The sequence below is a fragment of the Flavobacterium sp. LC2016-23 genome, assembly GCF_009674775.1.
Lineage (GTDB): Bacteria > Bacteroidota > Bacteroidia > Flavobacteriales > Flavobacteriaceae > Flavobacterium.
In genome coordinates, this window is record NZ_WKKE01000002.1 from 54,578 (window position 1) to 79,300 (window position 24,723).

General features: G+C 36.5%; 22 protein-coding genes. 14 read left to right on the forward strand and 8 right to left on the reverse strand.

All coding sequences use genetic code 11. From position 1 onward, the window contains the following. Window positions 1-148 precede the first annotated feature (148 nt). The 6 genes from GJU43_RS01845 to GJU43_RS01870 form a co-directional block, all read right to left on the reverse strand. On the reverse strand, window positions 149-715 hold the full coding sequence (locus GJU43_RS01845) for a YceI family protein (protein WP_154339149.1): 567 nt from the start codon (window positions 713-715) through the stop codon (window positions 149-151). A gap of 33 nt (window positions 716-748) precedes the next feature. Further along, window positions 749-1,381 (reverse strand): NAD(P)H-dependent oxidoreductase, encoded by a 633-nt coding sequence (locus tag GJU43_RS01850; RefSeq protein WP_154339150.1) that lies wholly within the window; start codon window positions 1,379-1,381, stop codon window positions 749-751. A gap of 5 nt (window positions 1,382-1,386) precedes the next feature. Beyond that, a complete protein-coding gene (locus tag GJU43_RS01855; RefSeq protein ID WP_154339151.1) occupies window positions 1,387-1,848 on the reverse strand; it encodes a MarR family winged helix-turn-helix transcriptional regulator in 462 nt (153 codons plus the stop codon). 277 nt (window positions 1,849-2,125) lie between these two features. Further along, on the reverse strand, window positions 2,126-2,605 hold the full coding sequence (locus tag GJU43_RS01860; protein WP_154339152.1) for a DUF6691 family protein: 480 nt from the start codon (window positions 2,603-2,605) through the stop codon (window positions 2,126-2,128). A 10-nt stretch (window positions 2,606-2,615) separates the two neighbouring features. Then, a complete protein-coding gene (locus GJU43_RS01865) occupies window positions 2,616-3,179 on the reverse strand; it encodes a YeeE/YedE family protein (RefSeq protein WP_154339153.1) in 564 nt (187 codons plus the stop codon). 109 nt (window positions 3,180-3,288) lie between these two features. Beyond that, a complete protein-coding gene (locus tag GJU43_RS01870; protein ID WP_154339154.1) occupies window positions 3,289-4,704 on the reverse strand; it encodes a rhodanese-like domain-containing protein in 1,416 nt (471 codons plus the stop codon). A gap of 316 nt (window positions 4,705-5,020) precedes the next feature. On the opposite strand from GJU43_RS01870, the gene GJU43_RS01875 reads away from it, so the two are divergent. The 5 genes from GJU43_RS01875 (at window position 5,021) to GJU43_RS01895 (ending at window position 10,408) form a co-directional block, all read left to right on the forward strand. Next, window positions 5,021-6,367 (forward strand): cytochrome ubiquinol oxidase subunit I, encoded by a 1,347-nt coding sequence (locus tag GJU43_RS01875; RefSeq protein WP_154339155.1) that lies wholly within the window; start codon window positions 5,021-5,023, stop codon window positions 6,365-6,367. 2 nt (window positions 6,368-6,369) lie between these two features. Then, window positions 6,370-7,446: a cytochrome d ubiquinol oxidase subunit II gene (gene cydB, locus GJU43_RS01880; protein WP_154339156.1), complete on the forward strand. Its 1,077-nt coding sequence runs from the start codon at window positions 6,370-6,372 to the stop codon at window positions 7,444-7,446. A 76-nt stretch (window positions 7,447-7,522) separates the two neighbouring features. After that, window positions 7,523-8,704, forward strand: coding sequence for a DNA cytosine methyltransferase (locus tag GJU43_RS01885; RefSeq protein ID WP_154339157.1), 1,182 nt, complete (start codon window positions 7,523-7,525; stop codon window positions 8,702-8,704). Beyond that, entirely contained in the window at window positions 8,682-9,761 is a 1,080-nt protein-coding gene (locus tag GJU43_RS01890) for a restriction endonuclease (protein ID WP_154339158.1), read from the forward strand. Before GJU43_RS01885 ends, GJU43_RS01890 begins: the two co-directional genes overlap by 23 nt. Window positions 9,762-9,988: 227 nt before the next feature. Then, window positions 9,989-10,408, forward strand: a complete 420-nt coding sequence (locus tag GJU43_RS01895; RefSeq protein WP_154339159.1) for a helix-turn-helix domain-containing protein — start codon at window positions 9,989-9,991, stop codon at window positions 10,406-10,408. A gap of 442 nt (window positions 10,409-10,850) precedes the next feature. On the opposite strand, the gene GJU43_RS01900 is transcribed toward GJU43_RS01895, so the two are convergent. Both GJU43_RS01900 and GJU43_RS01905 read right to left on the reverse strand, forming a co-directional pair. Then, a complete protein-coding gene (locus tag GJU43_RS01900) occupies window positions 10,851-11,636 on the reverse strand; it encodes a sulfite exporter TauE/SafE family protein (protein ID WP_154339160.1) in 786 nt (261 codons plus the stop codon). A gap of 172 nt (window positions 11,637-11,808) precedes the next feature. Beyond that, the gene (locus GJU43_RS01905) at window positions 11,809-12,435 is read right to left on the reverse strand and encodes a Crp/Fnr family transcriptional regulator (RefSeq protein WP_154339161.1); all 627 of its coding nucleotides are present in this window, start codon (window positions 12,433-12,435) and stop codon (window positions 11,809-11,811) included. A 607-nt stretch (window positions 12,436-13,042) separates the two neighbouring features. Here GJU43_RS01905 and GJU43_RS01910 point away from each other — a divergent pair. From GJU43_RS01910 to GJU43_RS01950, 9 genes are all read left to right on the forward strand, one after another. Continuing rightward, a complete protein-coding gene (locus GJU43_RS01910; RefSeq protein WP_127339532.1) occupies window positions 13,043-13,354 on the forward strand; it encodes a rhodanese-like domain-containing protein in 312 nt (103 codons plus the stop codon). Window positions 13,355-13,430: 76 nt separating this feature from the next. Continuing rightward, window positions 13,431-15,011 carry an NADP-dependent glyceraldehyde-3-phosphate dehydrogenase gene (locus GJU43_RS01915; RefSeq protein ID WP_154339162.1) on the forward strand — a complete coding sequence of 527 codons (1,581 nt, stop codon included), beginning with the start codon at window positions 13,431-13,433 and terminating at the stop codon, window positions 15,009-15,011. 299 nt (window positions 15,012-15,310) lie between these two features. Next, window positions 15,311-17,182, forward strand: a complete 1,872-nt coding sequence (locus tag GJU43_RS01920; RefSeq protein ID WP_195760009.1) for a M1 family metallopeptidase — start codon at window positions 15,311-15,313, stop codon at window positions 17,180-17,182. Between the two features lie 93 nt (window positions 17,183-17,275). Further along, the gene (locus GJU43_RS01925) at window positions 17,276-17,668 is read left to right on the forward strand and encodes an ACT domain-containing protein (protein ID WP_154339163.1); all 393 of its coding nucleotides are present in this window, start codon (window positions 17,276-17,278) and stop codon (window positions 17,666-17,668) included. Between the two features lies 1 nt (window position 17,669). Continuing rightward, on the forward strand, window positions 17,670-18,074 hold the full coding sequence (locus GJU43_RS01930) for a GNAT family N-acetyltransferase (RefSeq protein WP_154339164.1): 405 nt from the start codon (window positions 17,670-17,672) through the stop codon (window positions 18,072-18,074). 251 nt (window positions 18,075-18,325) lie between these two features. Continuing rightward, window positions 18,326-18,706, forward strand: coding sequence for a hypothetical protein (locus tag GJU43_RS01935; protein ID WP_154339165.1), 381 nt, complete (start codon window positions 18,326-18,328; stop codon window positions 18,704-18,706). Between the two features lie 173 nt (window positions 18,707-18,879). Continuing rightward, window positions 18,880-19,962 (forward strand): efflux RND transporter periplasmic adaptor subunit, encoded by a 1,083-nt coding sequence (locus GJU43_RS01940; RefSeq protein ID WP_154339166.1) that lies wholly within the window; start codon window positions 18,880-18,882, stop codon window positions 19,960-19,962. A 34-nt stretch (window positions 19,963-19,996) separates the two neighbouring features. Beyond that, window positions 19,997-23,164, forward strand: coding sequence for an efflux RND transporter permease subunit (locus GJU43_RS01945; protein WP_154339167.1), 3,168 nt, complete (start codon window positions 19,997-19,999; stop codon window positions 23,162-23,164). Further along, window positions 23,157-24,590 (forward strand): TolC family protein, encoded by a 1,434-nt coding sequence (locus GJU43_RS01950; protein ID WP_154339168.1) that lies wholly within the window; start codon window positions 23,157-23,159, stop codon window positions 24,588-24,590. The genes GJU43_RS01945 and GJU43_RS01950 overlap by 8 nt, the downstream gene beginning before the upstream one ends. Window positions 24,591-24,723 lie beyond the last annotated feature (133 nt).

Below are 24,723 nucleotides of genomic sequence, written 5' to 3' on the forward strand. Positions count from 1 at the left end.
TCATGTTAATCAAAACCGTGATCAGTATTACCAAAATGTTATGTGAATATTACGAACGTTATTTTTTTGAATATATAGCAAAAAAGAAACCCCAATAGCCTAAACTATTGGGGTTTTCTGAATATTATGAATCAGTAAGCGTCAAATATTAGAATTTTAAAGCTACAGTCAATTCGAAATCGTCATTGATCGTTTTGTCTCCTAAACCTTCAAAGAAGTTTCCTGAACCGTATTTGATATCGTATTTAGTTCTGTCTACTTTAAATGCAGTAGTTGCAGTATTTCCGGCTACAGCGATGTCAAAAGTTACTGGTTTAGTGATTCCTTTGATCGTTAAATCAGCAGTTACCGTATAAACATCAGTTGATTTAGCACCGATAGTTTTGAAAACTAATTTAGCAGTTGGGAATTTGTCAGTTCCGAAGAAATCGTCAGCTTTAAGGTGACCGTTTAATTTTCCTTGGTATTCTCCGGTTAAGTCAGTAGAAGTTAAAGAAGTCATGTCAACTGTAAAGCTACCTCCAACTAATTTTTTTCCTTTGAAAACTACAGCACCATCTTTGAAGTTTACTGTTCCGGAGTGTTCTCCTGTTACTTTTTTACCTACCCATTTGATAGTAGATGCTTTTACATCTATTTTCTTTGTTTGTGCGTTTACTGAAACGCTAGCCACTGCTACGAATAATGCTATTGCAATTGTTTTTAAATTTTTCATGTTGTTAAAATTGATTTTGATTGTTATTAATAATTATAGTGTGATAAATAATTCTTCGTTTGATTTTCTAACTTTTTTGTAATGTTGAGCATCGTCTGCATCATGTCTGTATCCTACAGCTGCAATAACAGCAGCATTTAGGCCTAATTTATCGAAACCTAAGATTTCGTTGAATGCAGCAGCATTAAAACCTTCCATTGGAGTGGCATCGATTTTTAATTCAGAAGCGGCACTTAGCAAGTTTCCTAATGCGATATAAGTTTGTTTTGCTGTCCACACATTTTTTGATTCAGCAGGTAAGCTGGAAATCATACCTTTCATCATGTCACTGAATCCGGCAAGTGCATCGGCAGGAACTCCTCTTGTTTCGCTAATATTACTGATGTATTTGTCTACAGAGTCCGCTCCTGTGTTTACGTCATTTGCAAAAATAAACAGATGAGAAGCATCTGTGATCTGCGTCTGACCATAAGCAGCAGCTTTTAATTGCTCTCTTAATTCAGGATTTTCTACAATTACAACTTTATAAGGCTGTAATCCGTAGGAAGAAGCACTTAATCTAACGGCCTCTTTAATTGTTTTTAGATCTGCATCAGAGATTTTTTTTGTTGCATCATATTGTTTTGTTGCATATCTCCAATTTTGATTTTCTAAGAATGTACTCATAAATATTAATTTTTTTGGGTTCGGTATTTTTCTAATAACTGATTTAATAATTCTAATTCTTCAGGGCTAATATTCTCTGCAAATACGCGTTCGTGCTCATCTACCTTAGGGTCCAATTCTTTCAGTACATCTAATCCTTTTTGGGTAATCAGAACTTCAATTTTGCGTCGGTTGCCAGGGCAAACATTTCGGGTAACAAAATCCTTCAGTAATAATTTATCTACCAATCGGGTTGTATTACTTGTTTTGGCCAGCATACGTTCTTGTATTACACACATATTAGCAGGATTCCCTTTTTGTCCTCTTAATATACGTAACACATTATATTGCTCCCCGGACAGATCATACGGTTTTATTAACTCGTTGAAATGATCCTGAATCACATTTTGCGTGTACATGATATTCAGAATAACTTTTTTCGCATTATCCATCTTAACTGTACTTTTTATAACCTCTTCAATTGTCATAGTCGTAAGTGTATAATTTGTATATACAAATGTATAGCTTTTAATAGTTGTATATACAAATGTTGTGTTAATTTTTTGTTAATTGAATTCATGCAAAATTACCACCTATCTAATTCCTATATAATTAGTATAAATGTATTACAAAAAATTAGTTTAAAATATTGATTTTATGATATTTAACGATTCTTTAAAATTGCGGCTGACTTCCGGGTTGAAAAAAGAAACCCCGACGGATTTTTAAACCTGTCGGGGTTGGTATTATTTCCGGGATAAAAAATTAATGAGGAAGTTTATCTTTAATAAGACCATAAACCCAGGTTCCTGCTATAGCACTTATCAAAGTAATAACAATTACCGTAACTCCGGTCCCGATCTGAGCAAATAAAGGTCCGGGACAAGCTCCTGTCAATGCCCATCCAAAACCAAACAGTAAACCGCCGTAGATTTGTCCTTTGCTGAATGTTTTTGGCTGAATTTCAATTTTTTCGCCCTGAATGGTTTTAATATTCAATTTTTTAATCAGCTGAACCGATATAATTCCGACCACAACTGCGCTTCCAATGACACCATACATAAAGAAGGATTGCAACTGAAACATTTCCTGAATGCGAAACCAGCTGATGATTTCTGCTTTTACGAATATGATTCCAAATAGAATTCCAACGAAAAGGTACTTAAGATTTGAGAAACCGGAATCTTTTAACTGGCTTCCGTTGATTCCTTCGGTATCGGTATTTTTATTTTCTAAATTATTCATTTGTAGATTTTTAAAGTGAAAGAATATAGGGTAAGATCAAATTGGCCATGATAAAACCACCAATCATAAAACAGATGGTGGCAACCAATGACGGCCATTGCAAGTTTGAAATTCCCATAATCGCATGACCACTTGTACATCCGCCGGCATAACGCGTTCCGAAGCCTACTAAAAATCCACCGACCACCATCATGATAAAACCACGAAGTGTCAATAAACTTTCCCATGAAAAAAGTTCTTTGGGCATTAACCCCGAACGATCCGTGATTCCGTACCTGGCTAATTGCTCTGAAAGTTTGGCCGTAATTTCAACCGGATTTGGATTCGCCAGGAAATAAGCCGCAATAACTCCGCCAAGGAAAATTCCGAAAACGAAAAATAAATTCCAGCTTTCTTTTTTCCAGTCGTATTTAAAGAAGGAGATATTTGCCGGAATGCAAGCCGCGCAAATGTGTCGCAAGGAAGAGCTAATCCCAAAAGATTTATTTCCGATAATTAATAAAACAGGAACAGTCAACCCGATTAACGGACCCGAAACGTACCACGGCCAAGGTTCTTTTATAATTTCTAGCATATTTTTAAGGTTCTAAGTTGTTTTAAAGGCTCAAAGGTACAAAGTAACAAAGGTCCAGAGGTAAAATCTTTGTTGCTTTGAGCCTTTGTATCTTTGTACCTTTAAAAAATTATTTTAATACTTTACTCTGGCAAACAAAATCGGATTTTGGGATTTCAGTTTTAGAGATCGCTCCAAAACCACCTTCCACTTCTGAAAAATTTCTAAATCCGCGTGCCTGCAATATAGAAGCCGCAATCATACTGCGGTAACCTCCGGCACAGTGCAGGTAAAAATGCTCATTTGGATTGATATCTTTTACCCAGTCGTTAATATAAGCCAAGGGTTTGCTGTAAGCGTCATCAATATGTTCTGCAGCATATTCGGTTTCTTTGCGAATATCGATTACTTTATCTTTTTCAGGTTTAAATTCAGTTGCAAATTGAGCAGCGGTAATTCGGTTAACGGTATCAATTTCAAAACTGGCTTTCTGCCAGCTTTCAAAACCACCTTCCAAATGTCCGATTATTGCATCAAAACCCACACGGCTTAAACGTGTTACCGTTTCTTCTTCGAGACCAATTTCTGTAACCAGTATAATAGGTTGTTTTACATTGGCAATTAAAGTTCCAACCCAGGGCGCAAAATCGCCATTGATTCCAATATTAATAGACTGTGGAATAAATCCTTTGCTAAAATTGGCAGCACTTCTGGTATCCAGGATCAAAGCTCCGGTTTCTTCGGCTACAGCCTCAAATTCTGTTGCTTTTATAGCTTTCATTCCGTTATGCAAAACCGATTCAAAACTTTCGTAGCCTTGTTTGTTCATAGCTACATTCATACTGAAATAGGCTGGAGGAGGTAATAATCCGTCGGTAACTTCGGTAATAAATTCGGCTTCGGTCATATTCGCGCGCAAAGCATAATTGGTTGCTTTTTGATTTCCGATTGTTGAAACGGTTTCTTTGCTCATATTTTTTCCACAGGCGCTTCCGGCTCCATGTGCAGGATATACAATCACATCATCGGCCAGAGTCATGATTTTATCCCTTAACGAATGAAATAAAATTCCGGCCAATTGGTCCTGTGTCATTCCGGCTGCTTTTTGAGCTAAATCCGGTCGACCGACATCTCCGATAAATAAAGTATCTCCGGAGAAAATCGAATGATCTTTACCGTTTTCATCCATCAGTAAATAGGTGGTACTTTCCATAGTATGACCGGGAGTGTGCAGAACTTTAATCGTAATTTTTCCGATTTTAAATTCCTGTCCGTCTTTCGCTGAAATGCAGTCAAATTCGCAGGCCGCATTAGGTCCGTAAACAATTGGTGCCTGAGTTTCTTTGCTTAAATCGATATGTCCTGAAACAAAATCAGCGTGGAAATGTGTTTCAAAAATATATTTCAATTTTACGGCATCACGTTCTAAACGATCTAAGTAAGGCTGAATTTCTCTTAAAGGGTCAATAATGGCCGCTTCACCGTCTGAAGTTATATAATAAGCACCCTGCGCAAGGCATCCGGTGTAAATTTGTTCTATTTTCATGATTTGGGAATCTAAATAATGGTTTACAAAGATAACTTGGTTTTTCTAAAGAATAAGTGACTAATGTTACAGAAATTCATTTTTGAAATAAAAAAAAGGGAATTTTAGCATGTAAGTGATGTGAGTTCATTTAAAGAGCCTCATGCTGTATGTTATGCCAAAATGAACTTAAATAACCTTACATGGTAGAAAAAAAATAAATGTTGTAAAAACACTAAAAAGTTTAACAAATATCGGGCGATAAACTTTTTTTTAAGGTATTTACTTTGGGTTTTAATGGGTAAATTTGTGGGACTTCATAATTAAAATACCACTCATGGAAGAAATGCTTTTTTATGACCGAATGCAATTCGCCTTCACCATTACCTTTCACTACCTTTTTCCGCAGCTTACAATGGGTCTCTCGCTGATCATTGTTTATTTCAAGTGGAAATACTTAAAAACCAAAGACGAACAATACAATCACGCCACGCATTTCTGGATGAAAATCTTTGCGTTGAATTTTGCCATGGGTGTCGTAACCGGAATTCCAATGGAATTTCAGTTCGGAACCAACTGGGCCAAATTCTCTGAACTGACGGGAGGAATTATCGGTCAGACACTGGCGATGGAGGGGATGTTTTCGTTTTTCCTGGAATCTTCTTTTCTGGGAATATTTTTATTTGGTGAAAAAATACTGGGACATAAATGGCACTTTGTAACCGGAGTATTAATCATGATCGGTTCCTGGGCCAGCGGCTATCTGATTATAGCCACACACTCCTGGATGCAGAATCCGGTGGGTTATGAAATCCTTGAAAATGGAAAATTTGTACTGACCAACTTTAAAGCTTTATTTCTCAATCCGTGGTTGTGGCCTTCTTATCTGCACAATCAGGCTGCCTCTTTGGTAACGAGTTCGTTTGTGGTGGCCGGAATTGGCGCTTTCTATATTCTGAGTCAGAAGAATGTTTCTTTTGGAAAATTGTTCCTTAAAACAGGAGTAATTTTCGGATTGATTTCGAGTATTATTGTGGCAGTTCCCACCGGAGATTTACTGGCCAAAAATGTAGTGAAATACCAACCGGTGACTTTTGCCGCAATGGAAGGAATTTTTCATACCGAGAAAAAAGGTTCTGAAATTGTTTTAATCGGTCAACCCGATGTAAAAGACAAAAAACTGGATAATAAAATTGCCGTTCCCAATATTTTGAGTTTCCTGACGTATGGAAACTGGGAACAGGAAATAAAAGGACTGGATCAGTTTGAAGAAGATCTGCATCCGACCAATATTTCGGGATTGTATTATGCGTATCATATTATGGTCGGACTCGGGACCTTGTTTATTGGTTTGATGGTTTTGGCGCTTTTTCAGTTAATTCGGGGAAAATTATACCAGACCAAATGGATTTTATGGTCGTTGATGTTTATGATGCCGTTCCCTTATATTGCCAATACTACAGGCTGGTATACGGCTGAATTAGGCAGACAGCCCTGGTTGGTTTATAATTTATTACGCACTTCTGCAGGGGCATCTCCAACAGTGTCGTCCGGAAATACCTTGTTTACCTTATTGGGTTTTATCGGATTGTATCTTTTACTCGGAATGCTGTTTTTGCTTTTGATTGGAAAAATTATCAATAAAGGGCCTCATCATGTGGAACTTTCAACAGAAAAAATATAAGTATGGAATTTTTTTGGTACGTCGTTTTAATGGGAATTCTGGCCGTTTACATTGTTTTGGACGGTTATGATTTTGGGGCAGGAATTATTCATTTATTTCTGGCTAAAACAGAGAAAGATAAAAAAGCAATTACAAGCGCTATTGGTCCTTTTTGGGATGCCAACGAAGTTTGGATTATTGCGGCCGGAGGTGTATTGTTTTTTGCTTTTCCGACTTTGTATGCTTCTTCTTTCAGCGGATTCTATCTGCCGTTGATTATGATTTTATGGTTGCTGATTTTTCGTGCGATTGGTTTGGAAATGCGCGGACAGGTACATCACCCGATGTGGGAAACAATCTGGGATAAAGCTTTCGGAATCGCGAGTCTACTTCTGGCTTTGTTCTTCGGGATTGCTTTGGGAAATATCGTGCGCGGAGTCAATCTCGGAATGGTAACCAACGGCGTTTCGACACAGGAAGCACATTATTTCTTTTTGCCTTTGTGGAATCCGACTTTCAGTCCGCAAGCCAATGAATTGGGTATTATCGATTGGTTTACCCTGTTTCTTGGCATTGTGAGTGTGGTAGCTTTAACAATTCACGGCGCCAACTGGATTATCTTTAAAACCAATTCGTCTTTGAATCCGCAGCTTAAAAATCTGGTTTTTAAACTGAATATTGTTTTATTGGTTTTGGTTTGCATTTCGTTGCAGATCTGGCATTTTATTGAGCCGGAACCTTTTCATAATTTCGTTGAAAATCCGATTCTTTGGTTTTTTCCTGTGATGACTTTTGTAGGGATTTTAGGGTTGTTTAAAGTGCGTTCGTATAAAAAAGACGGACACGGTTTTATATTCTCAACTTTATTTCTCGTTGGCGGATTTGCTTCGACGGCCGTTTCTATTTTCCCGAATGTTTTGCCTTCAACGAATAAAGTAAATCCTTCTTTAACCATTTACAATACCGCCGCCGGAGCTTACGGATTAAATGCCGGACTGAGCTGGTTTTTTGTCGCGTTGTTTCTGGTAATTATTTATTTTATTATTCAGTACCGTGTTTTTAATGGGAAAATGGATGATGTAGGGTATGGGGAGCATTGATTTTAAATATTTATTGGGTTCTCAGTTTTATAGTTTATGACCAAAATTTTTCATCAGAAAAGCATAGATTTGCAAAATGAATATAGATACAGAAAAAGAATTTAAGACTGGTATTTTCTCCTTTTTTGCTGGAGCAGGTTTTCTTGACCTAGGTTTCGAAATGACAAAAGGTTTCGAAACTCTTTTTGTTAATGAGTATCATGCTCCCTTCATGGAAATATATAAATCTTCTCGTAAAGATTTAGGAATAAAACAACCTAAATTTGGACATCATGTATGTGATATAACAAAATTTCTTGAAGATGATAAATCTCAATTTTTAAGTCAAAGTATTAGCTCTGCAAAGGAAGCCTATAACCTTGTTGGATTTATTGGCGGACCGCCATGTCCAGACTTTTCAGTTGGTGGAAAAAATAAAGGAATTAAGGGAGAGAATGGTAAATTGTCAGGTACTTACATAGAGTTGATTATAAAAAATTCTCCAGATTTTTTTCTTTTTGAAAATGTGAAAGGATTGTACAGAACTAAAAAACATCGAGAGTTTTTTGATTCTATAAAACTAAAGCTTATTTCAAATGGTTATTGTCTAACTGAAAAGCTTATCAATGCAATTGAATATGGAGCTCCTCAAGATAGAGAAAGAATTATTTTGATTGGATTTAAAAGAGATGTTTTGACTGAATTAGGACTAGAAGTAAACGAGTCATCAATTTTAAAATCTTTTGATTGGAATAATAATTTAAAATATTCCGCATCTGAGATATTGGCTCAAAATTGGCCTAAAAAAGAGTCTTTTTTGGAAGATTCTAAAAAAGATTGTCCTAAAGAAATAGATAAAAAGCTAACAGTTGAATATTGGTTTAATAAAAATGATGTTCAAAATCATCCAAATGCAAAACATTACTTTCAACCTCGTGCAGGTTTAGCAAAGTTTTTAATAATTGAAGAAGGTGATGATTTGAAAAAATCATATAAAAGATTACATCGTTGGAGATATTCTCCAACTGCTGCTTACGGAAATAATGAAGTTCACTTGCATCCATATAAAGCGAGAAGAATTTCTGCTGCCGAGGCTTTAGCAATTCAATCATTACCAAAGAAATTTGTAATGCCTGAATCAATTTCATTAACAAATATGTTTAAATCAATAGGAAACGGTGTGCCATATTTGGCAGCTAAGGGATTAGCTGAAACTATCTATAATTTCGTAGAACAGACTAAAACAAACAGTAATTATGAGGAAGTTATCAGCCAGTAATTTAGTTGCTTCAATCAACCAACTTGATAAAAATACATTTTTCAATTATATAAATCCTAAAACAAAAGGATTAATCAAAATTGATAGTGTTGATTTACCAGAAGGACCTATTAGAATAAAAAGATGGGATTCTTCGAAAGGTGGTTCTGAAGCTAAAACAAAAGTTGAAACGATATCCTCAGAAATGATATGGAGAGTTGCTAATTCATTTCATCAAAACCAACCAATAAATTTAGATAGAGTGCTAGGAGGAAGTTACAATACACGAAGTGTTTTAGAAGCTTTATTAGCTTATACTCCTGAATTTTATTTTTGTTATCCAGGTAGAATTGAAAATAAAGCTGGCTTTACTTCTATAAAACATGGACACAAACATTTAATATGGAAACCTGATTTACCACATAGAATAGGAGTTATAGAAAAAATTAATACAGAAATCGTTATTTCTGAAATGCCAGCTTTAGACGCTTTCTATGATTCATTAGTTTTAACTGAAAATAATATTGAAGCAAAAGAACTTGATATAGCTATACAACGGAGACATGCTCAAATACAAATTGCTTTGTATTTTATTGGACATCAGTTAAACTTTCGAACTTGGATTGCTCAAAATGATAAAGGAATACTTTATCAAAATAAAAAGATTGGAGAATACGATGGAGTAATATCTTCATTAAAAGATGAAAAGCTAATGTCTGCCTATGGTGATGCTGTTCAAGCGGCACTTTTAATTGATTGTATTTGGTTTAAAAATGGTACACTTATGCCAGCTGTAATGGAAATTGAGCAATCTACAGGTGTAACAAGTGGTTTGAGTAGGATGAAAAACTTCAAAGATAAATTTCCTCCATTTCCAACTCGTTACGTAATTGTTGCTCCTGATGAGGATAGAGCTAAGGTTATTAGAGAAGCTAATAAGCCACAATTTAAAGATTTAAATACTAGATATTTTCCATATTCTGCCGTTGAAGAGTTGTATGCTCTTTGTCAGAGAAGAAAAATAAAAGGAATCAGTGAAGAATTTTTGGATTGTTATATGGAACCAATTTTGAATTAGTTAAAATCTTCGTTACGATATTTATCGGGATAAGTAAATGTTTTCTTAGATTAATATAAAAATCCTATTGTCTATAAAATCACGCTCTTTTTAACTATAATTTTTAGTTTTAGAATCTTAGTAATGCTAAAAATTATATTTAAACATGTAAAACGTATCTTACAAAAAAAGAAACTGTATTTTACCAAACCTATAATTTTTTAAAGAATTTTAAATATCTTTGAACTATGAGCACAACAACAAAACCAAAACATATCGGTAGAAATATTAGCCGAATCAGAGAGCTTAGAGGAATGAAACAGGAAGCGCTTGCAGAAGCAATTGGCGTAAGCCAGCAAACTGTTTCCGGAATTGAAGGAAATGAAGAAGTTGATACTAAAAGACTTGTAGAAATTGCAAAAGTTCTTGGAGTTACAGTAGAAGCAATTGAAAACTTTTCGGAAGAATCAGTTTTTAATTTTTTTAATAACTTTTATGATAATAGTGTCAGTAATAGCAATGGTCAGGGTGCATCTGGTCCTATTTTTAATTTCAATCCTTTAGATAAAATGGTCGAACTTTACGAACGTTTGGTTCTGGCTGAAAAAGAATTAGTTCAGGCTGAAAAAGAAAAAGTAAAATATCTTGAAAAACTTTTGAATAAATAGAAATATAAAGGACTTAAGTTCACGTGAATTTGCGTTAGGGATAGGAGCGATATCCTTTTTCTTGCTTTTTTAGCAAGGAAAAGATTTAGCGAATAGCCCGTTCGCCGCGGCGAAAACGCCCAAAATATCAAAATCCGTTTACTCTCAGGATAAACGGTTTTTTTAGTTTTACTCTTTTTAATCGCATTTTGTCATCCAGGGAACGAGGAATCTCATTTGCTGAATCGACAAAGATTGTCGATTATCTATGTGGAGTTACTTGATGAGATTCCTCGTTCCTCGGAATGACAATGATTGTGGCCGTTTTTATCTGATTTTTAGGTTTCATCTTTGTTAAAGTCTTACATTTTGATACAAAGATTGTTCTACAAGAAAAACTAAATTCAAAATATTTTAAAAAAAAAATCTGCCAGATCTGCCAAATCTGCGAGAGAAATAAATCTTAAAACAAAACCTCCTTAGTAATAATATAAAATCCCATTACCAGAACAAACCATCCAAAAATAGGTTTTAGTCTGGCACCATCAATTTTTTTGGAAAGCCGGCTCCCGATGAACATTCCCAAAAGAGCCATTGCCGAAACGCCTAATAAAAAAGGATAATTGATAGGAGTTCCAATATATAAATCCCCTCCAAAACCGATTGATGAATTAATGGCGATGATTAGCAATGAAGTTCCCACGGCTTGTTTCATAGGTAAATTGGCGAAAAAGAGCAGGGCAGGAATAATTAGAAATCCTCCGCCGGCGCCCAGAAATCCGGTGATGATTCCGACTACAAAGCCAATCAAACTAAGTTGAAGATAATTGGTTTCGGTTGCTTTAATTTCAGGTTTGTTTTTTCGGATCATCGAAATCGCCGCTGTAATCATCAAAACCGAAAAGATAATCATGATCAGAAAATCTTTTGAAACCGAATAGGAAGCGATAGAAAACAAAGTCGAAGCAATCTGAGGAAAGATAACTTCACGAATAATCAAAATCGAAATCACAGAAGGAATCGCAAAATACAACGCCGATTTGAGTTTGAGGTTTCCCATTTTATAATGGCTGTAACTTCCAAACATAGCCGTTAATCCGACAATAAACAAAGAATACGAAGTAGCCTGCTCGGGATTTACTTTGAATAAATAGACCAAAATCGGGATGGTCAATATAGATCCTCCACCCCCGATTAAGCCTAGTGATATTCCGATGATGATTGAAGCAAAATATCCTAAATATTCCATTGCATGTTTTTATGCAAAGGTGCTTCGTTAAATAGAAACTTACAGTAACATTTATCACACAAGGCTATTTTTATTGTTAGCCACGAATTGCGCGAATTCCCACGAATTAATTAGTGAAAATTCGTGTAATTGCTTCGCCTGTTCGCTGTCGCTCGGGTTGTGGCAAAAAAAACTATTTCAAAAGCTCAATCTGATTACGGTTGAGTTTAACCAGACCGCGCTGTTCCATTTTTTTGAGTAATCTGGAAATGACTTCTCTGGAGGTATTGAGTTCGGTTGCAATTTCCTGATGCGATAATTTCACTTCAGAACAGCCACAGGCATCGGAATGTCTTTTAAGGTAAAATTCCAAACGTTCATCCATAGAGCGAAAGGCGATGTTGTCAACCACTTCAAGAACTTCTTCAAAGCGGCTTCTGTAGGTTTCAATGACGAATTCGTACCAGGACCGGTGTTCCATCATCCATTTGTCCATCATTTGCAGCGGAATCATCATTACCGAAACATCTTCGACTACTTTGGCCATGATCTGGCTTTTTTCGCTTTTGGCGGTACAAATCATCGAAATGGCACAGGCTTGTCCGGGTTGCAGGTAATACATCAGGAATTCGCCGCCATCTTCGCCTTCGCGGTAGATCTTGATTTTCCCTTTTATAATTAAAACCGTGTTTTTGATGTATTGTCCGGTTCGCATTAAAATAGTTCCGGCTTCAAAATCCTGCAGGCTTCCGTTTTCTTCAATCGTTGAGATAAGTTCGCTGGAGAAATTGGGGAATATATTTTTAAGAGAGTTTTGCATAGGTTGATTGTTTATTGGGCACGGATTTTACGGTTTGAACGGATTTTTACAGCTTTTTTAATCTGTTTTTTGCCACTAATTTCACGAATTAGCACGAATCAATTAGTTGAAATTAGTATAATTCGTGGGAACTATTTTTTAATTAATATAATTTCTTAATCTATTTTTTTTGTCACGATCAAGTGAAGCAATTTCACGAATTATCACGAAATTAATTAGTGAAAATTAGTGAAATTCGTGGCAACTTTTTTAAATCATTATAATCTCTTAATCTGCGGCTAAAAAATAATTTAACGATTCGGTACGAAGTAATTCGTACTAACTATTTTTATCAAATTAAAATTAAAACATCTAAATTTATACAAAGATAGCAGATTGAATTGGCATTAATTGCCAGAAAACTATTTTTAGAACGTATTTGATCAAATGAAAAAATCCTATTTTCTATCGATTTTATAGAGTGTATTTTTGAAAATAGTGAGTAAATTTGTAATTCACTGATTATAATCCTTTCTCTAAAACGTTTTCTGAGAATAATAATCGAAATCGCATTTGGTACGTTTTTAATTAATAGAAACGTCGTAATTTTACAAAAAACACATTTATTATGAATTTATCACAAGAAGATTGGGTTGCCCAACTGGCTGCTGACGAGAATGCAGTTATACTTGACGTAAGAACTCAGGACGAGTTTAATGACGGTTACATCGAAAATGCCGTTAATATTGATATTAATAAAGGACAAGGTTTTATTTACGAAATCGAGGAATTAGATAAAAACAAAAATTATTACGTGTACTGCCGTTCCGGAGCCAGAAGTGCGAAAGCATGTCAGGTTATGAACGAGTTAGGGATCGAAAATGCCTATAATCTACTGGGCGGAATTCTTGACTGGGAAGGCGAAACTGTAAATCCATAAAAAAAATGAAGAGGCCTGAAAAGCCTCTTTTTTCTTTTCAAACGCTATTAATAACCAAATTATAAATTACCGGACTATGAGTTTAATACCCGAAGAATTTCAGATTAAAACCCTTATCAATCAGGACACCTATCTTGTAAATGGTGAGTTGAAACAATGGACAGGGCAAACCACACCTGTTTTTTCTACCATTTCATCTACAGAAAAATATGCGCCAACGGTATTAGGTTCCATTCCGTTTATGGGAGAAAAAGAAGCTGCTGAAGTAGTGGATGCTGCCAATGGTGCCTATAATAAAGGTCAGGGCTTATGGCCAACCATGAAAGTGGCTGACCGTATTAAATGCATGGAAAATTTCGTACGACAAATGAAGGATACCCGTGAAGAAGTGGTAAAACTTCTGATGTGGGAAATTGGAAAAAACCTTGGCGATTCGCAAAAAGAATTTGACAGAACAGTTGAATATATTCAGGATACAATTGACAGTTATAAAGAATTAAACGGACGCAGTTCGCATTTTGAAAAAGTACAGGGCGTAAATGCCATGATTCGCCGCGGGCCTCTTGGCGTTGTATTATGCCTCGGACCTTACAATTATCCCTTAAACGAAACTTTTTCATTGCTGATTCCGGCTTTGATTATGGGGAACACCGTTATTTTTAAACCGGCAAAACATGGCGTTTTATGTATTTCACCATTATTACATGCTTTTAGAAGCAGTTTTCCTAAAGGTGTTATTAATATCGTTTACGGAAGAGGCCGCGAAATTGCCTCTCCAATCATGAAATCCGGAAAAATTGATGTTCTGGCATTAATTGGAAACAGTAAATCAGCAATTGCCTTACAGGATCAGCATCCGAATAAAAACAGATTGCGTCTGATTTTAGGTCTGGAAGCTAAAAACCCTGCTATTATTTTACCGGATGCCGATTTAGACCTGGCAATTCAGGAATGTATTGCAGGCACTTTATCTTTCAACGGTCAGCGTTGTACCGCTTTGAAAGTTTTATATGTACATGAATCTATTGCAGAAGAATTTAATAGACGTTTTTCTGAAAAAGTAGACGGATTGCTGTTTGGAAATCCGTGGGAAGAAGGCGTTGCACTAACACCGCTTCCTGAAGCAGATAAGCCAAAATATATTCAGGGTTTAATTGATGATGCAACTTCAAAAGGAGCAAAAATCCTGAACGAAAAAGGAGGAAAACATACTGATAATTATATTTTCCCGGCCGTTCTATTTCCTGTAAATAAACAAATGAGAGTATATCATGAAGAGCAATTTGGACCGGTAGTGCCTATTATTTCTTTTAAACATATTGATGAACCTCTTGATGATATGGCCGAATCCAATTACGGACAACAGGTAAGTTTGTTCGGAAAAGATATTAAAACTTTAGCACCGCTTATCGATTCTTTGGTAAACTTAGTGTGCAGGGTAAATCTGAACAGCTCCTGCCAAAGAGGTCCGGATGCCTTTCCTTTTACAGGACGTAAAGATTCTGCCGTAGGTACTTTGAGTATCCCGGATGCCTTGCGTTCTTTCTCTATTCGTACGTTCGTAGCTTCAAAAGATATCGCTTATAACAATGAAATCCTGCAGGAATTGCTGAACAGCAAGGAATCGAATTTCATTAATACCGATTATATTTTGTAGTTTCAGGGTTATATATTAATTGTAGATCACCGTCTTTTTCTTTTTTGAAAAAGGCGGTTTTTGCTTTTTGAGTTGCTGAGGTTGTGAGATGCTGAGGTTCTGAGTTTTTTTATCTTTGGTAAAATAGGAGGGAAGAAAAGAAATGGAACTTTTTATATTTTTCTCTCCATTCGATACTGTAACATTTAGAATAGGGTGGAATCAGAAATCGATGAAAAATATTATTTAAATAAAATGTAACATAATTTAAATAAAGCTTCTAATATTGTAATCAACTAAATCATCAATTTATAAAAACTATGAGAAAAAAAGCACATCAATTACTACTGTTTGGTTTTCTGTTTTTAATGCAATACGGCTTTTCGCAGGAGCTTTATATGCCCAGAAATATCAAAGAAGCTTATGCAAAAGGCACTCGTTCAGCAGACGGGAAGCCCGGAAAAAAATACTGGCAGAATCATGGTAAGTATACTATGGATCTGACGGTAGATGCAGGGACAAAAGTAGTCAGCGGAACTGAAACTATCGTCTATGAAAACAATAGTCCTGATAGTTTGAGAAATTTACCGATCCGTTTTGTAAACAATCTTCATAAGCCATCTTCACCACGCGGCGGATCTGTCAGTGATGATTTTTTAAGTGACGGACTAACCATCACTTTATTGAAAGTAGAAGGCGAAGTTTATAAGGAAGACGCCAGAAGCTGGGGTACGATAGGGAATGTAAAACTTAAAAAAGCGATTCCTCCACATTCGAAAATTACCATCAATATCGACTGGAATTATCCATTATCTAAAGAAAGCGGAAGAGAAGGACAAATTGATAATACTACTTTCTTTGTAGCGTACAGTTATCCGAGAGTAACCGTTTTTGATGATTATAATGGGTGGGACAGATTGCCACATACGGACCGTCAGGAGTTTTATAATGATTTTAATGACTATACGTATTCGGTTAAGGCACCTAAAAATTATGTGGTTTACGGTACCGGAGATTTATTGAATCCGGATGAAGTTTTGAATCCTGAATTTGCAGCACGTTTGAAAAAGTCATATACAACGGATGAAGTGCTTCATATTGCTAACGAGCAGGAAATGAAAAGTGGTGCTGTAACCAAACAAAACGACTGGAATACCTGGAAGTTTGAAGCGAAAAACATCTCAGACGTATGTTTCGGATTAAGTGATCATTACTTATGGGATGCCAGCAGCGTTTTAGTAGATAAAAAAACAAATCGACGCGCGAGTGTTCAGGCAGCTTATGATGTAAAAGGAACTGATTTTGTAGCTTCAGTAAAAAACAACCAATACGCCTTAGACTGGTTTTCGAACAACTGGCCGGGAGTTCCGTATCCTTTTTCAAAAATGACCGCTTTCCAGGGATTTGCCGACATGGAATATCCAATGATGTGTAATGATTCGCAAATGGGGGATCCTGTTTTTGCACAACTGGTACAGGATCATGAAGTAGCACATACTTATTTTCCTTTTTACATGGGAATCAACGAAACCCGTTACGCTTTTATGGATGAAGGCTGGGCTACCACCTTCGAATATCTAATCGGAATTGCCGAACACGGAAAAGAAGCTGCCGATAAATTTTACAAACAATTCAGGGTTGAGCAATACATCAAAGATCCTTCAACAGAAGAAGATCAGCCGATTATCTCTATGTCTACGCAGGTTTCAGGACCGGGTTACGGAAATAATTCATACGGTAAAGCCTCTCTTTCTTATATCGCTTTAAAAGACCTGTTGGGTGATGATTTGTTCAAAAAATCATTGCACGCCTACATGGACAACTGGAATGGAAAACACCCGATTCCGTGGGATTATTTTAATTCGATGAATGCTGCTTCAGGGAAGAACCTGAACTGGTTTTTCAACAATTGGTTTTTCACGAATAATTATATCGATCTTTCCGTTAAAAGTGCAGATGCCAAAACTGTTTCGATAGAAAATGAGGGTGGCTTTGCGATTCCGTTTGAGGTGAATATTGTATATGCAGACGATACCAAAGAATCGCTGCATCAGACTCCTGCTATTTGGGAAAAGAACCAAAAACTGGCGACAATTACTTTAAAAAGTAAAAAGCAAATTAAAGAAATCACGGTTGACAATGGCATTTTTCTGGATGCTACACCCGCTAATAATACCTGGAAAAGCAAATAATTAAATTTAAAAAGTCCCTTTAGTTAAGGGACTTTTTTTTAAATTAGACCTGCCTTTAAAAATAATTATTTTTAAAACTAAAACTAATTTAAAATGTCTGGAGAAAAAGAGCTGCAAAAATTGCTTCAAAGTATGAAGCCGGAGCTAAATCAGGGTGAATTTGTTTTTTGTAAAATGGAAGAAGTTGGGACTGTAAATCTGGAAGAAATAGAAATGTTATTCCGCGAAAAAGAAGCTGTCACCTTAATTTTAAAAAAGGAAACAGCCGATAAACTAAAGCTGGAATATTCCATTATTATGTCCTGGATAACCCTTACGGTTCATTCCTCACTGGAAGCAGTAGGTTTAACGGCGGCATTTTCAAAGGCACTTTCAGAAAAAGGGATTAGTTGTAATGTGGTGGCGGCATTTTATCACGACCACATTTTTATTGCTAAAAAAGATGCCGGTAAAGCCATGGAGGTTTTGAATACATTTTCAAATTAATATGGAAATCAGAGCAATTAAAGCGTCGCAAACCTGGACAATCAGACATGAAGTAATGTGGCCCGATAAGCCTTTTGAGTTTGTGCAGCTGGCCGAGGATGATTCCGGATTGCATTTTGGGGTTTTTATCGGAGAAAAACTGGTTTCGATAGTTTCCTGTTTTATTGATGGTGATGAAATGCAATTTCGAAAATTAGCCACTTTGGAAGAATATCAGGGAAAAGGAATTGCTTCTGAATTATTGCGTTTTATTTTAAAACTGGCAAAAGAAAAAGAATTGAAAAAAGTCTGGTGCAATGCCAGAACAAATAAAAAATCATTTTATGAGAAATTTGGAATGTCAGATACACATAAAATTTTTACAAAATCCGGAAAAAATTTTACTATAATGGAGATTTTATTGTAGAACAGGTACTCAAAAAACACTATGCCTGAATTTTTAAATATTCTGTTTTTAAACCCCTGATTAATAACCTGATGTTTATTTTTGCAGTTTGTTTTTTATCGAATTCACAATGTCTTAAGCCTTGTCTTTTCAGGCAATAACGACTAAAATTAACAGAATGAAAAAATGAAAACGTTTTCGTTTCTTTCAACTTGTTAAGACTTTCTTATTTTATTTTTTTTATTCCAATCTTTTATTACTTTCGCACTCAAATGAGAAAGTTAGTAGTATTTTTAGTATTCATGAATTTCCTTCTGCTGGGCGGAGGGCAATATCTTAATGCTGAAACTCACCAGGGCCCTCATCACAATCTTGAGAAAAGACATCGCGTTAAATTTACCAATCAGGATCAGGGTAATTCAGTAATTGAAGATGCCGATGTAGATCTTGATGAAGAATGTCTGGGTAACGATACTCTTAAAGACGGACTTTTAAATAAATATTTTACAGCCAATTACAGCTTAGTAGCTAAACTCTATTTGACATTCTCTCGTCAGATGGCTGTAAATTCCTATAATCGTTTTGAATTCTTATCGCCATCTTGTGGCGAGTCAAATCCTATCTATATTACTCAGAGAGTTTTAAGAATCTGATTCCTTTTTATACATCGGTTACCAATAAGCGTGATCATGCATAAGTGCGGACAGTATTTTTAAAATACTTTTTCATTCTAACGTTTCACGTTTTATTCTGGCGACTGATTATTTTCAGACCGGGAAAGTTTCTATTCCCATTATTCAATCGCTTAATTTCCATTTATTATACCATGAAAAGAATTGTCGTGTTAACGGGCTTATATGCCTTGTTGTGCCTTACCAGTTGTACATCAAAAAAAGAAGAAAAAGAAGAAGCTGAAAAATTTACAGTAACCAATCCTGTAAAAATTGATACTTCGTTTACCAAACAATATGTTTCGCAGATCAAATCTGTCCGAAATATTGAAATCCGTGCTCAGGAAAAAGGATTCCTGCAAAATATTTATGTTGATGAAGGCCAGTTTGTAAAAGCGGGTCAGCTTTTGTTCCGAATTATGCCAAACATGTATCAGGCGGAATTACTAAAAGCGCAGGCAGAACAAAAATCAGTAGAAATTGAACTGCAAAATGCTAAATTACTGGCAGATAAAAATATCGTTTCCAAAAACGAATTGAGTGTGGCTCAGGCCAAATTACAATCCGCAAAAGCTGAGGTGGCATTAGCAAAACTTCATTTATCATTTACGGAAATCAGAGCTCCGTTTGACGGAACTATCGACAGAATTCCGTTAAAATTAGGGAGTCTTATCGACGAAGGGGAATTATTGACAAGCCTTTCTGACAACAGTCAGATGTTTGCTTATTTCAATGTTTCGGAACCGGAATACCTGCAATATCAAACTGATATAAAAGACCGTGCAGAAACCAAAGTAGGTTTGGTTCTGGCTAACGGAGATACCTTTAAATACAAAGGTAATGTTGAGGTAATCGAAAGTGAATTTAACAACGAAACCGGAAACATTGCGTTCAGAGCAAGATTCCCAAATACCGGTAAATTACTTAGAAATGGTGAAACAGGGCAGGTTCAGATGCTTGTACCGTTGAGAAATGCGATCGTAATTCCACAAAAAGCTACTTATGAGATTCAGGACAAAAAATATGTTTTTGTGGTGGATAAAAGCAATAAAGTAAGTTCAAAAGAAATTACGATTACAGGTGAAATCCCGGATTTATATGTGGTAAGCAGCGGACTTACTGAAAATGATAAAATTTTACTGGAAGGCGTTCAGAAAGTAAGAGACAACGATAAAATTAAATATGAGTTCCAATCTCCTAAAGAGGTACTGAATCATTTGCGCTTAAAAGCTGAATAGGTTTAATTGGTTTAATCATTAAAAAAATATAAAAATGTTTAATAAATTTATTCAAAGACCAGTACTGTCGATAGTAATATCGCTGATTATTGTCTTTTTAGGGGTATTGTCGGTATTGAATTTACCGATCACCCAATTCCCATCCATTTCGCCGCCAATGGTAAACGTTACGGCAGATTACCCTGGATCTAATGGTGAATTGATGATCAAATCGGTTGTTATTCCGTTGGAAAGAGCTTTAAATGGAGTTCCCGGAATGAAATACATGACTTCTGATGCCGGAAATGACGGTGAAGCGAGTATTCAGGTCGTATTTAATCTGGGTACTGACCCTAATCAGGCTGCGATTAACGTTCAGAACCGTGTAGCTTCGGTTACAAACAAACTACCTCCGTTGGTTGTTAGAGAAGGTGTAAAGATTACACGTGAGGTTCCGAGTATGTTGATGTATGTGAATCTTTACAGTACAGATCCAAATACCGACATGAAGTTCTTGTACAACTATGCAGATATCAATGTATTATCCGAGTTGAAGAGGGTAAATGGTATCGGATCCGGAGATATTTTGGGAACACGTGAATATGCGATGCGTATCTGGCTGAAACCTGACCGTATGTTAGCTTATAAAATATCTGCCGATGAGGTAATGGAAGCATTATCAAGCCAGAGTTTAGAAGCTTCACCTGGTAAAACAGGAGAAAGTTCCGGTAAAAGATCTCAGGCATTCGAATATGTACTGAAATATTCCGGACGTTTTACAACCAAAGAACAATATGAGAATATTGTAGTGCGATCCAATAGTAACGGAGAACTTCTACGTCTGAAAGATGTGGCCAAAGTTGAATTTGGAAGTTCGATGTATGATATTTATTCGAATTTGAATGGTAAGCCATCTGCGGCTATTGTATTGAAACAATCTTTTGGAAGTAATGCCAATCAGGTTATTGAGGATGTTAAAGCAAAACTGGAGAAAATCAAGCAAAAATTCCCAAAAGGAATGGATTATGAAATCTCTTATGACGTTTCTAAATTCTTAGATGCTTCTATTGAAAAAGTAATTCACACTTTGGTTGAAGCTTTTATTCTGGTAGGATTGGTAGTATTCCTTTTCTTAGGAGACTGGCGTTCAACGATTATTCCGGCGATTGCGGTACCGGTTTCCCTGATCGGAACTTTTATCTTCATGACCTTCTTTGATATTTCATTGAACTTAATTACTTTATTTGCCCTGGTTTTGGCTATTGGAGTCGTGGTCGATGATGCGATTGTAGTTATTGAAGCCGTTCACGCCAAGATGGAAGAAGAACATCTGTCGGCACTTAAGGCAACTAAAAAAGCGATGCACGAGATTGCAGGAGCTATTATTGCGATTACGTTCCTGATGGCTGCGGTATTTATCCCGGTGGCCTTTATGTCCGGACCTGTGGGAGTATTTTACAGACAGTTTTCGATTACAATGGCAACAGCGATTATACTTTCCGGTATTGTGGCTTTGACGCTGACACCGGCACTTTGTGCAATGATGTTGAAAAACACTCATGGTAAACCTAAAAAGAAAACACCTGTTAACAGATTTATAGACGGATTTAATAACAAGTTCAACCTGGCACAAGGGAAATACCAAAACGTATTAGCTACAATTGTAAACAGAAGAGCCGTTACCATTATTGCGCTTTTAGGTTTTTGCGCGGGAACATGGTTAATCAGCAGCACCGTTCCTTCCGGATTTATTCCGAATGAGGATCAGGGGATGTTTTATGCTATTATCCAGACACCTCCGGGTTCATCATTAGAAAGAACGAATAATATTGCCGAGAAATTACAAAAAATTGCCGAAACGGTAGAAGGAGTAAAATCGGTTTCTTCTCTGGCAGGTTATGAAATTTTGACGGAAGGTACCGGATCGAATGCGGGAACCTGTCTGATCAATCTTAAAGACTGGAACGACAGAAAACAATCTGTACAGGAAATTATGACGGAACTGGAAGAAAAATCGAAAGATATTCCGGGTGCCAATATCGAATTTTTCCAGCCGCCTGCAGTACCGGGATATGGAGCAGCAGGAGGATTTGAACTTCGTTTGCTGGATAAAACGGGTTCTGGTGATTACAGAAAAATGGAAACCATCAATAATGAGTTTGTAAGAGAACTGAACAAACGCAAAGAACTATCGAATGTCTTTAGTTTCTTTAGTGCCAGTTTTCCACAATACATGATGAAAGTTGACAATGATCTGGCACAGCAAAAAGGAATTTCGATTGAAAATGCGATGAATACCTTGTCCACTCTTGTGGGAAGTAACTACGAAATCAGTTTCATCAAGTACGGAATTAATTATAAAGTAATCGTTCAGGCAGCTCCGGAATATCGTGCGCAGCCAGATGATATTTTAAAACTTTACGTGAAAAACAATCGTGATGAAATGGTGCCTTTTTCTGCCTTTATGAAATTAGAAAAAGTATACGGTCTTTCAGAGATTACAAGACATAATATGTATACTTCTACTGAAATTAGTGGTGGTGCCGCTCCGGGATATAGCAGTGGTACAGCGATTAAAGTAATTCAGGAAGTAGCTGCCGAAAAATTACCAAGGGGTTATGATATTGACTGGGCAGGTATTTCTGCCGATGAGGTAGCACAGGGAAATCAGGCCATTTGGGTATTCTTAATCTGTTTGGGATTTGTTTACCTGGTTTTAGCAGCACAGTACGAAAGTTTTATTCTGCCATTATCGGTGATCCTTTCTTTACCAGCAGGTATTTTTGGAGCTTTCCTTTTATTAAAATTAACGGGATTAGAGAATAATATTTATGCTCAGGTGGCGATGGTAATGCTTATTGGTCTTTTGGGTAAAAATGCCGTATTGATTGTGGAATTTGCCATACAAAGGCATGCTGCAGGAAAAACGGTTTTAGAAGCAGCCATGGAAGGTGCCAAAGCAAGGTTCCGTCCTATTTTGATGACTTCATTTGCTTTTATAGCCGGATTACTGCCACTTGCTTTTGCTTCCGGACCGGGTAAAATAGGGAACAGAACTATTGGTACAGCGGCTGCCGGCGGTATGCTTGTAGGAACCATTTGCGGAGTATTTGTTATTCCTGGATTGTATTACATTTTTGCAAAAATATCAGAGAAGCACAAACTGGTAAAAAATGAAGAAGAGAATCCATTAACAGAAGAAATTGATGATAATCATGTATAAATTCAAGTTACAATATAGTATTGCGTTAGGTCTTTGTCTTGCAGCGGTAAGCTGCAAGGCTCCGCAGGCCACAACCGAAACTTCAAATAAAGCAGTTGTTCCTGAAGCTTACACCAGCAGCAAGGATACAACAAATACGGCTACTATTCCGTGGCGCGATTTCTTTAAAGATCAAAATCTGGTCAATCTGATCGATACGGCCCTGAAAAATAATCAGGAATTACTGATCACTTTGCAGGAAATTGAAATCGCAAAGAATGACGTTCGTATCAAAAAAGGGGCTTATTTGCCAACTGTTGGTATCAGAGCGGGTGCAGGAGTAGAGAAAGTAGGTCGATATACCAGCCAGGGGGCAGGTGATGCGACTACAGAAATTAAACCCGGTAAAGAAACACCGGATCCGCTTGGGGATTTTGTGGTAGCAGCTTATGCCAACTGGGAAGTAGATATCTGGAAAAAACTGCGCAATTCCAAGAAGGCAGCAGTAAGTAGATATTTATCAACCGTAGAAGGGAAAAACTTTGTAGTGACCAATCTGATCGCTGAAATCGCTAATTCGTATTACGAATTATTAGCGCTGGACAGTCAGTTAGACATTGTAAAACAAAATATAGAATTGCAATCGAATGCTTTAGAAATCGTAAAAATTCAGAAACAGGCAGCCAGAGCAACAGAATTGGGTGTTCAGAAATTCCAGGCTGAGGTTATGAATTCTAAAAGCAAAGAATTTGAAATTCTTCAGCAAATAAAAGAAGCGGAAAACAGAATTAACTTTTTGGTGGGTCAATATCCACAGGAAATTAAGCGAGATAGAAACAACTTTTTAAGTTTGTTGCCATCAACTGTTAATTCTGGGATCCCTTCTCAATTATTACAGAACCGTCCTGATATTAAACAGGCAGAAATGGAGCTTACCGCTGCAAAACTGGATGTGAAAGTGGCCCGTGCCGAATTTTATCCTTCATTGGATATTTCAGCTGCAGTAGGCGTAAATGCTTTTAATCCTTCGTACCTGTTGACGTTTCCGGAATCGCTTTTGTATTCCCTGGCAGGTGATCTGGCTGCACCGCTGATTAACAGAAATGCAATCAAAGCGGAATTCAGTAATGCCAATGCAAGACAGCTTCAGGCGTTGTACAATTACGATCGTGTTGTTTTAAATGCGTATCTGGAAGTTTCAAACGAACTTTCCAAAATTAGTAATTTAGAAAAAAGCTACGATTTAAAATCACAGCAAGTAGCGGCTTTAAACACATCAATCGATGTTTCTAACGACTTGTTTAAATCGGCAAGAGTAGATTATTTCGAAGTTTTGATGACACAGCGTGACGCTTTGGAATCTAAATTAGAACTGATAGAAACCAAAAAAGACCAATTAAATGCAGCAGTCAATGTTTACAAAGACTTAGGCGGTGGTTGGAAATAAAAATTGTTATTAAGTTGTAGATTAAAACCTTTCGAGAGTTCGCTTTCGGAAGGTTTTTTATTTTAAAAGAAAAAAAAATGCCTCCACAAATCCAGCGACGATGAGCGGTTTTGAAGAGATTTTTCAGATTATC

Excerpts from the sequence above, each read along its gene's own strand:
- GJU43_RS01870 (WP_154339154.1), bottom strand. The coding sequence starts at position 4,704 with ATGAAAATAGAACAAATTTACACCGGATGCCTTGCGCAGGGTGCTTAT.
- GJU43_RS01850 (WP_154339150.1), bottom strand. The coding sequence starts at position 1,381 with ATGAGTACATTCTTAGAAAATCAAAATTGGAGATATGCAACAAAACAA.
- GJU43_RS01950 (WP_154339168.1), top strand. The coding sequence starts at position 23,157 with ATGTATAAATTCAAGTTACAATATAGTATTGCGTTAGGTCTTTGTCTT.
- GJU43_RS01930 (WP_154339164.1), top strand. The coding sequence starts at position 17,670 with ATGGAAATCAGAGCAATTAAAGCGTCGCAAACCTGGACAATCAGACAT.
- GJU43_RS01860 (WP_154339152.1), bottom strand. The coding sequence starts at position 2,605 with ATGAATAATTTAGAAAATAAAAATACCGATACCGAAGGAATCAACGGA.
- GJU43_RS01935 (WP_154339165.1), top strand. The coding sequence starts at position 18,326 with ATGAGAAAGTTAGTAGTATTTTTAGTATTCATGAATTTCCTTCTGCTG.
- GJU43_RS01900 (WP_154339160.1), bottom strand. The coding sequence starts at position 11,636 with ATGGAATATTTAGGATATTTTGCTTCAATCATCATCGGAATATCACTA.
- GJU43_RS01925 (WP_154339163.1), top strand. The coding sequence starts at position 17,276 with ATGTCTGGAGAAAAAGAGCTGCAAAAATTGCTTCAAAGTATGAAGCCG.
- GJU43_RS01855 (WP_154339151.1), bottom strand. The coding sequence starts at position 1,848 with ATGACAATTGAAGAGGTTATAAAAAGTACAGTTAAGATGGATAATGCG.
- GJU43_RS01915 (WP_154339162.1), top strand. The coding sequence starts at position 13,431 with ATGAGTTTAATACCCGAAGAATTTCAGATTAAAACCCTTATCAATCAG.
- GJU43_RS01905 (WP_154339161.1), bottom strand. The coding sequence starts at position 12,435 with ATGCAAAACTCTCTTAAAAATATATTCCCCAATTTCTCCAGCGAACTT.
- GJU43_RS01865 (WP_154339153.1), bottom strand. The coding sequence starts at position 3,179 with ATGCTAGAAATTATAAAAGAACCTTGGCCGTGGTACGTTTCGGGTCCG.
- GJU43_RS01890 (WP_154339158.1), top strand. The coding sequence starts at position 8,682 with ATGAGGAAGTTATCAGCCAGTAATTTAGTTGCTTCAATCAACCAACTT.
- GJU43_RS01920 (WP_195760009.1), top strand. The coding sequence starts at position 15,311 with ATGAGAAAAAAAGCACATCAATTACTACTGTTTGGTTTTCTGTTTTTA.
- GJU43_RS01910 (WP_127339532.1), top strand. The coding sequence starts at position 13,043 with ATGAATTTATCACAAGAAGATTGGGTTGCCCAACTGGCTGCTGACGAG.
- GJU43_RS01940 (WP_154339166.1), top strand. The coding sequence starts at position 18,880 with ATGAAAAGAATTGTCGTGTTAACGGGCTTATATGCCTTGTTGTGCCTT.
- GJU43_RS01845 (WP_154339149.1), bottom strand. The coding sequence starts at position 715 with ATGAAAAATTTAAAAACAATTGCAATAGCATTATTCGTAGCAGTGGCT.
- GJU43_RS01875 (WP_154339155.1), top strand. The coding sequence starts at position 5,021 with ATGGAAGAAATGCTTTTTTATGACCGAATGCAATTCGCCTTCACCATT.
- GJU43_RS01895 (WP_154339159.1), top strand. The coding sequence starts at position 9,989 with ATGAGCACAACAACAAAACCAAAACATATCGGTAGAAATATTAGCCGA.
- cydB (WP_154339156.1), top strand. The coding sequence starts at position 6,370 with ATGGAATTTTTTTGGTACGTCGTTTTAATGGGAATTCTGGCCGTTTAC.
- GJU43_RS01885 (WP_154339157.1), top strand. The coding sequence starts at position 7,523 with ATGAATATAGATACAGAAAAAGAATTTAAGACTGGTATTTTCTCCTTT.
- GJU43_RS01945 (WP_154339167.1), top strand. The coding sequence starts at position 19,997 with ATGTTTAATAAATTTATTCAAAGACCAGTACTGTCGATAGTAATATCG.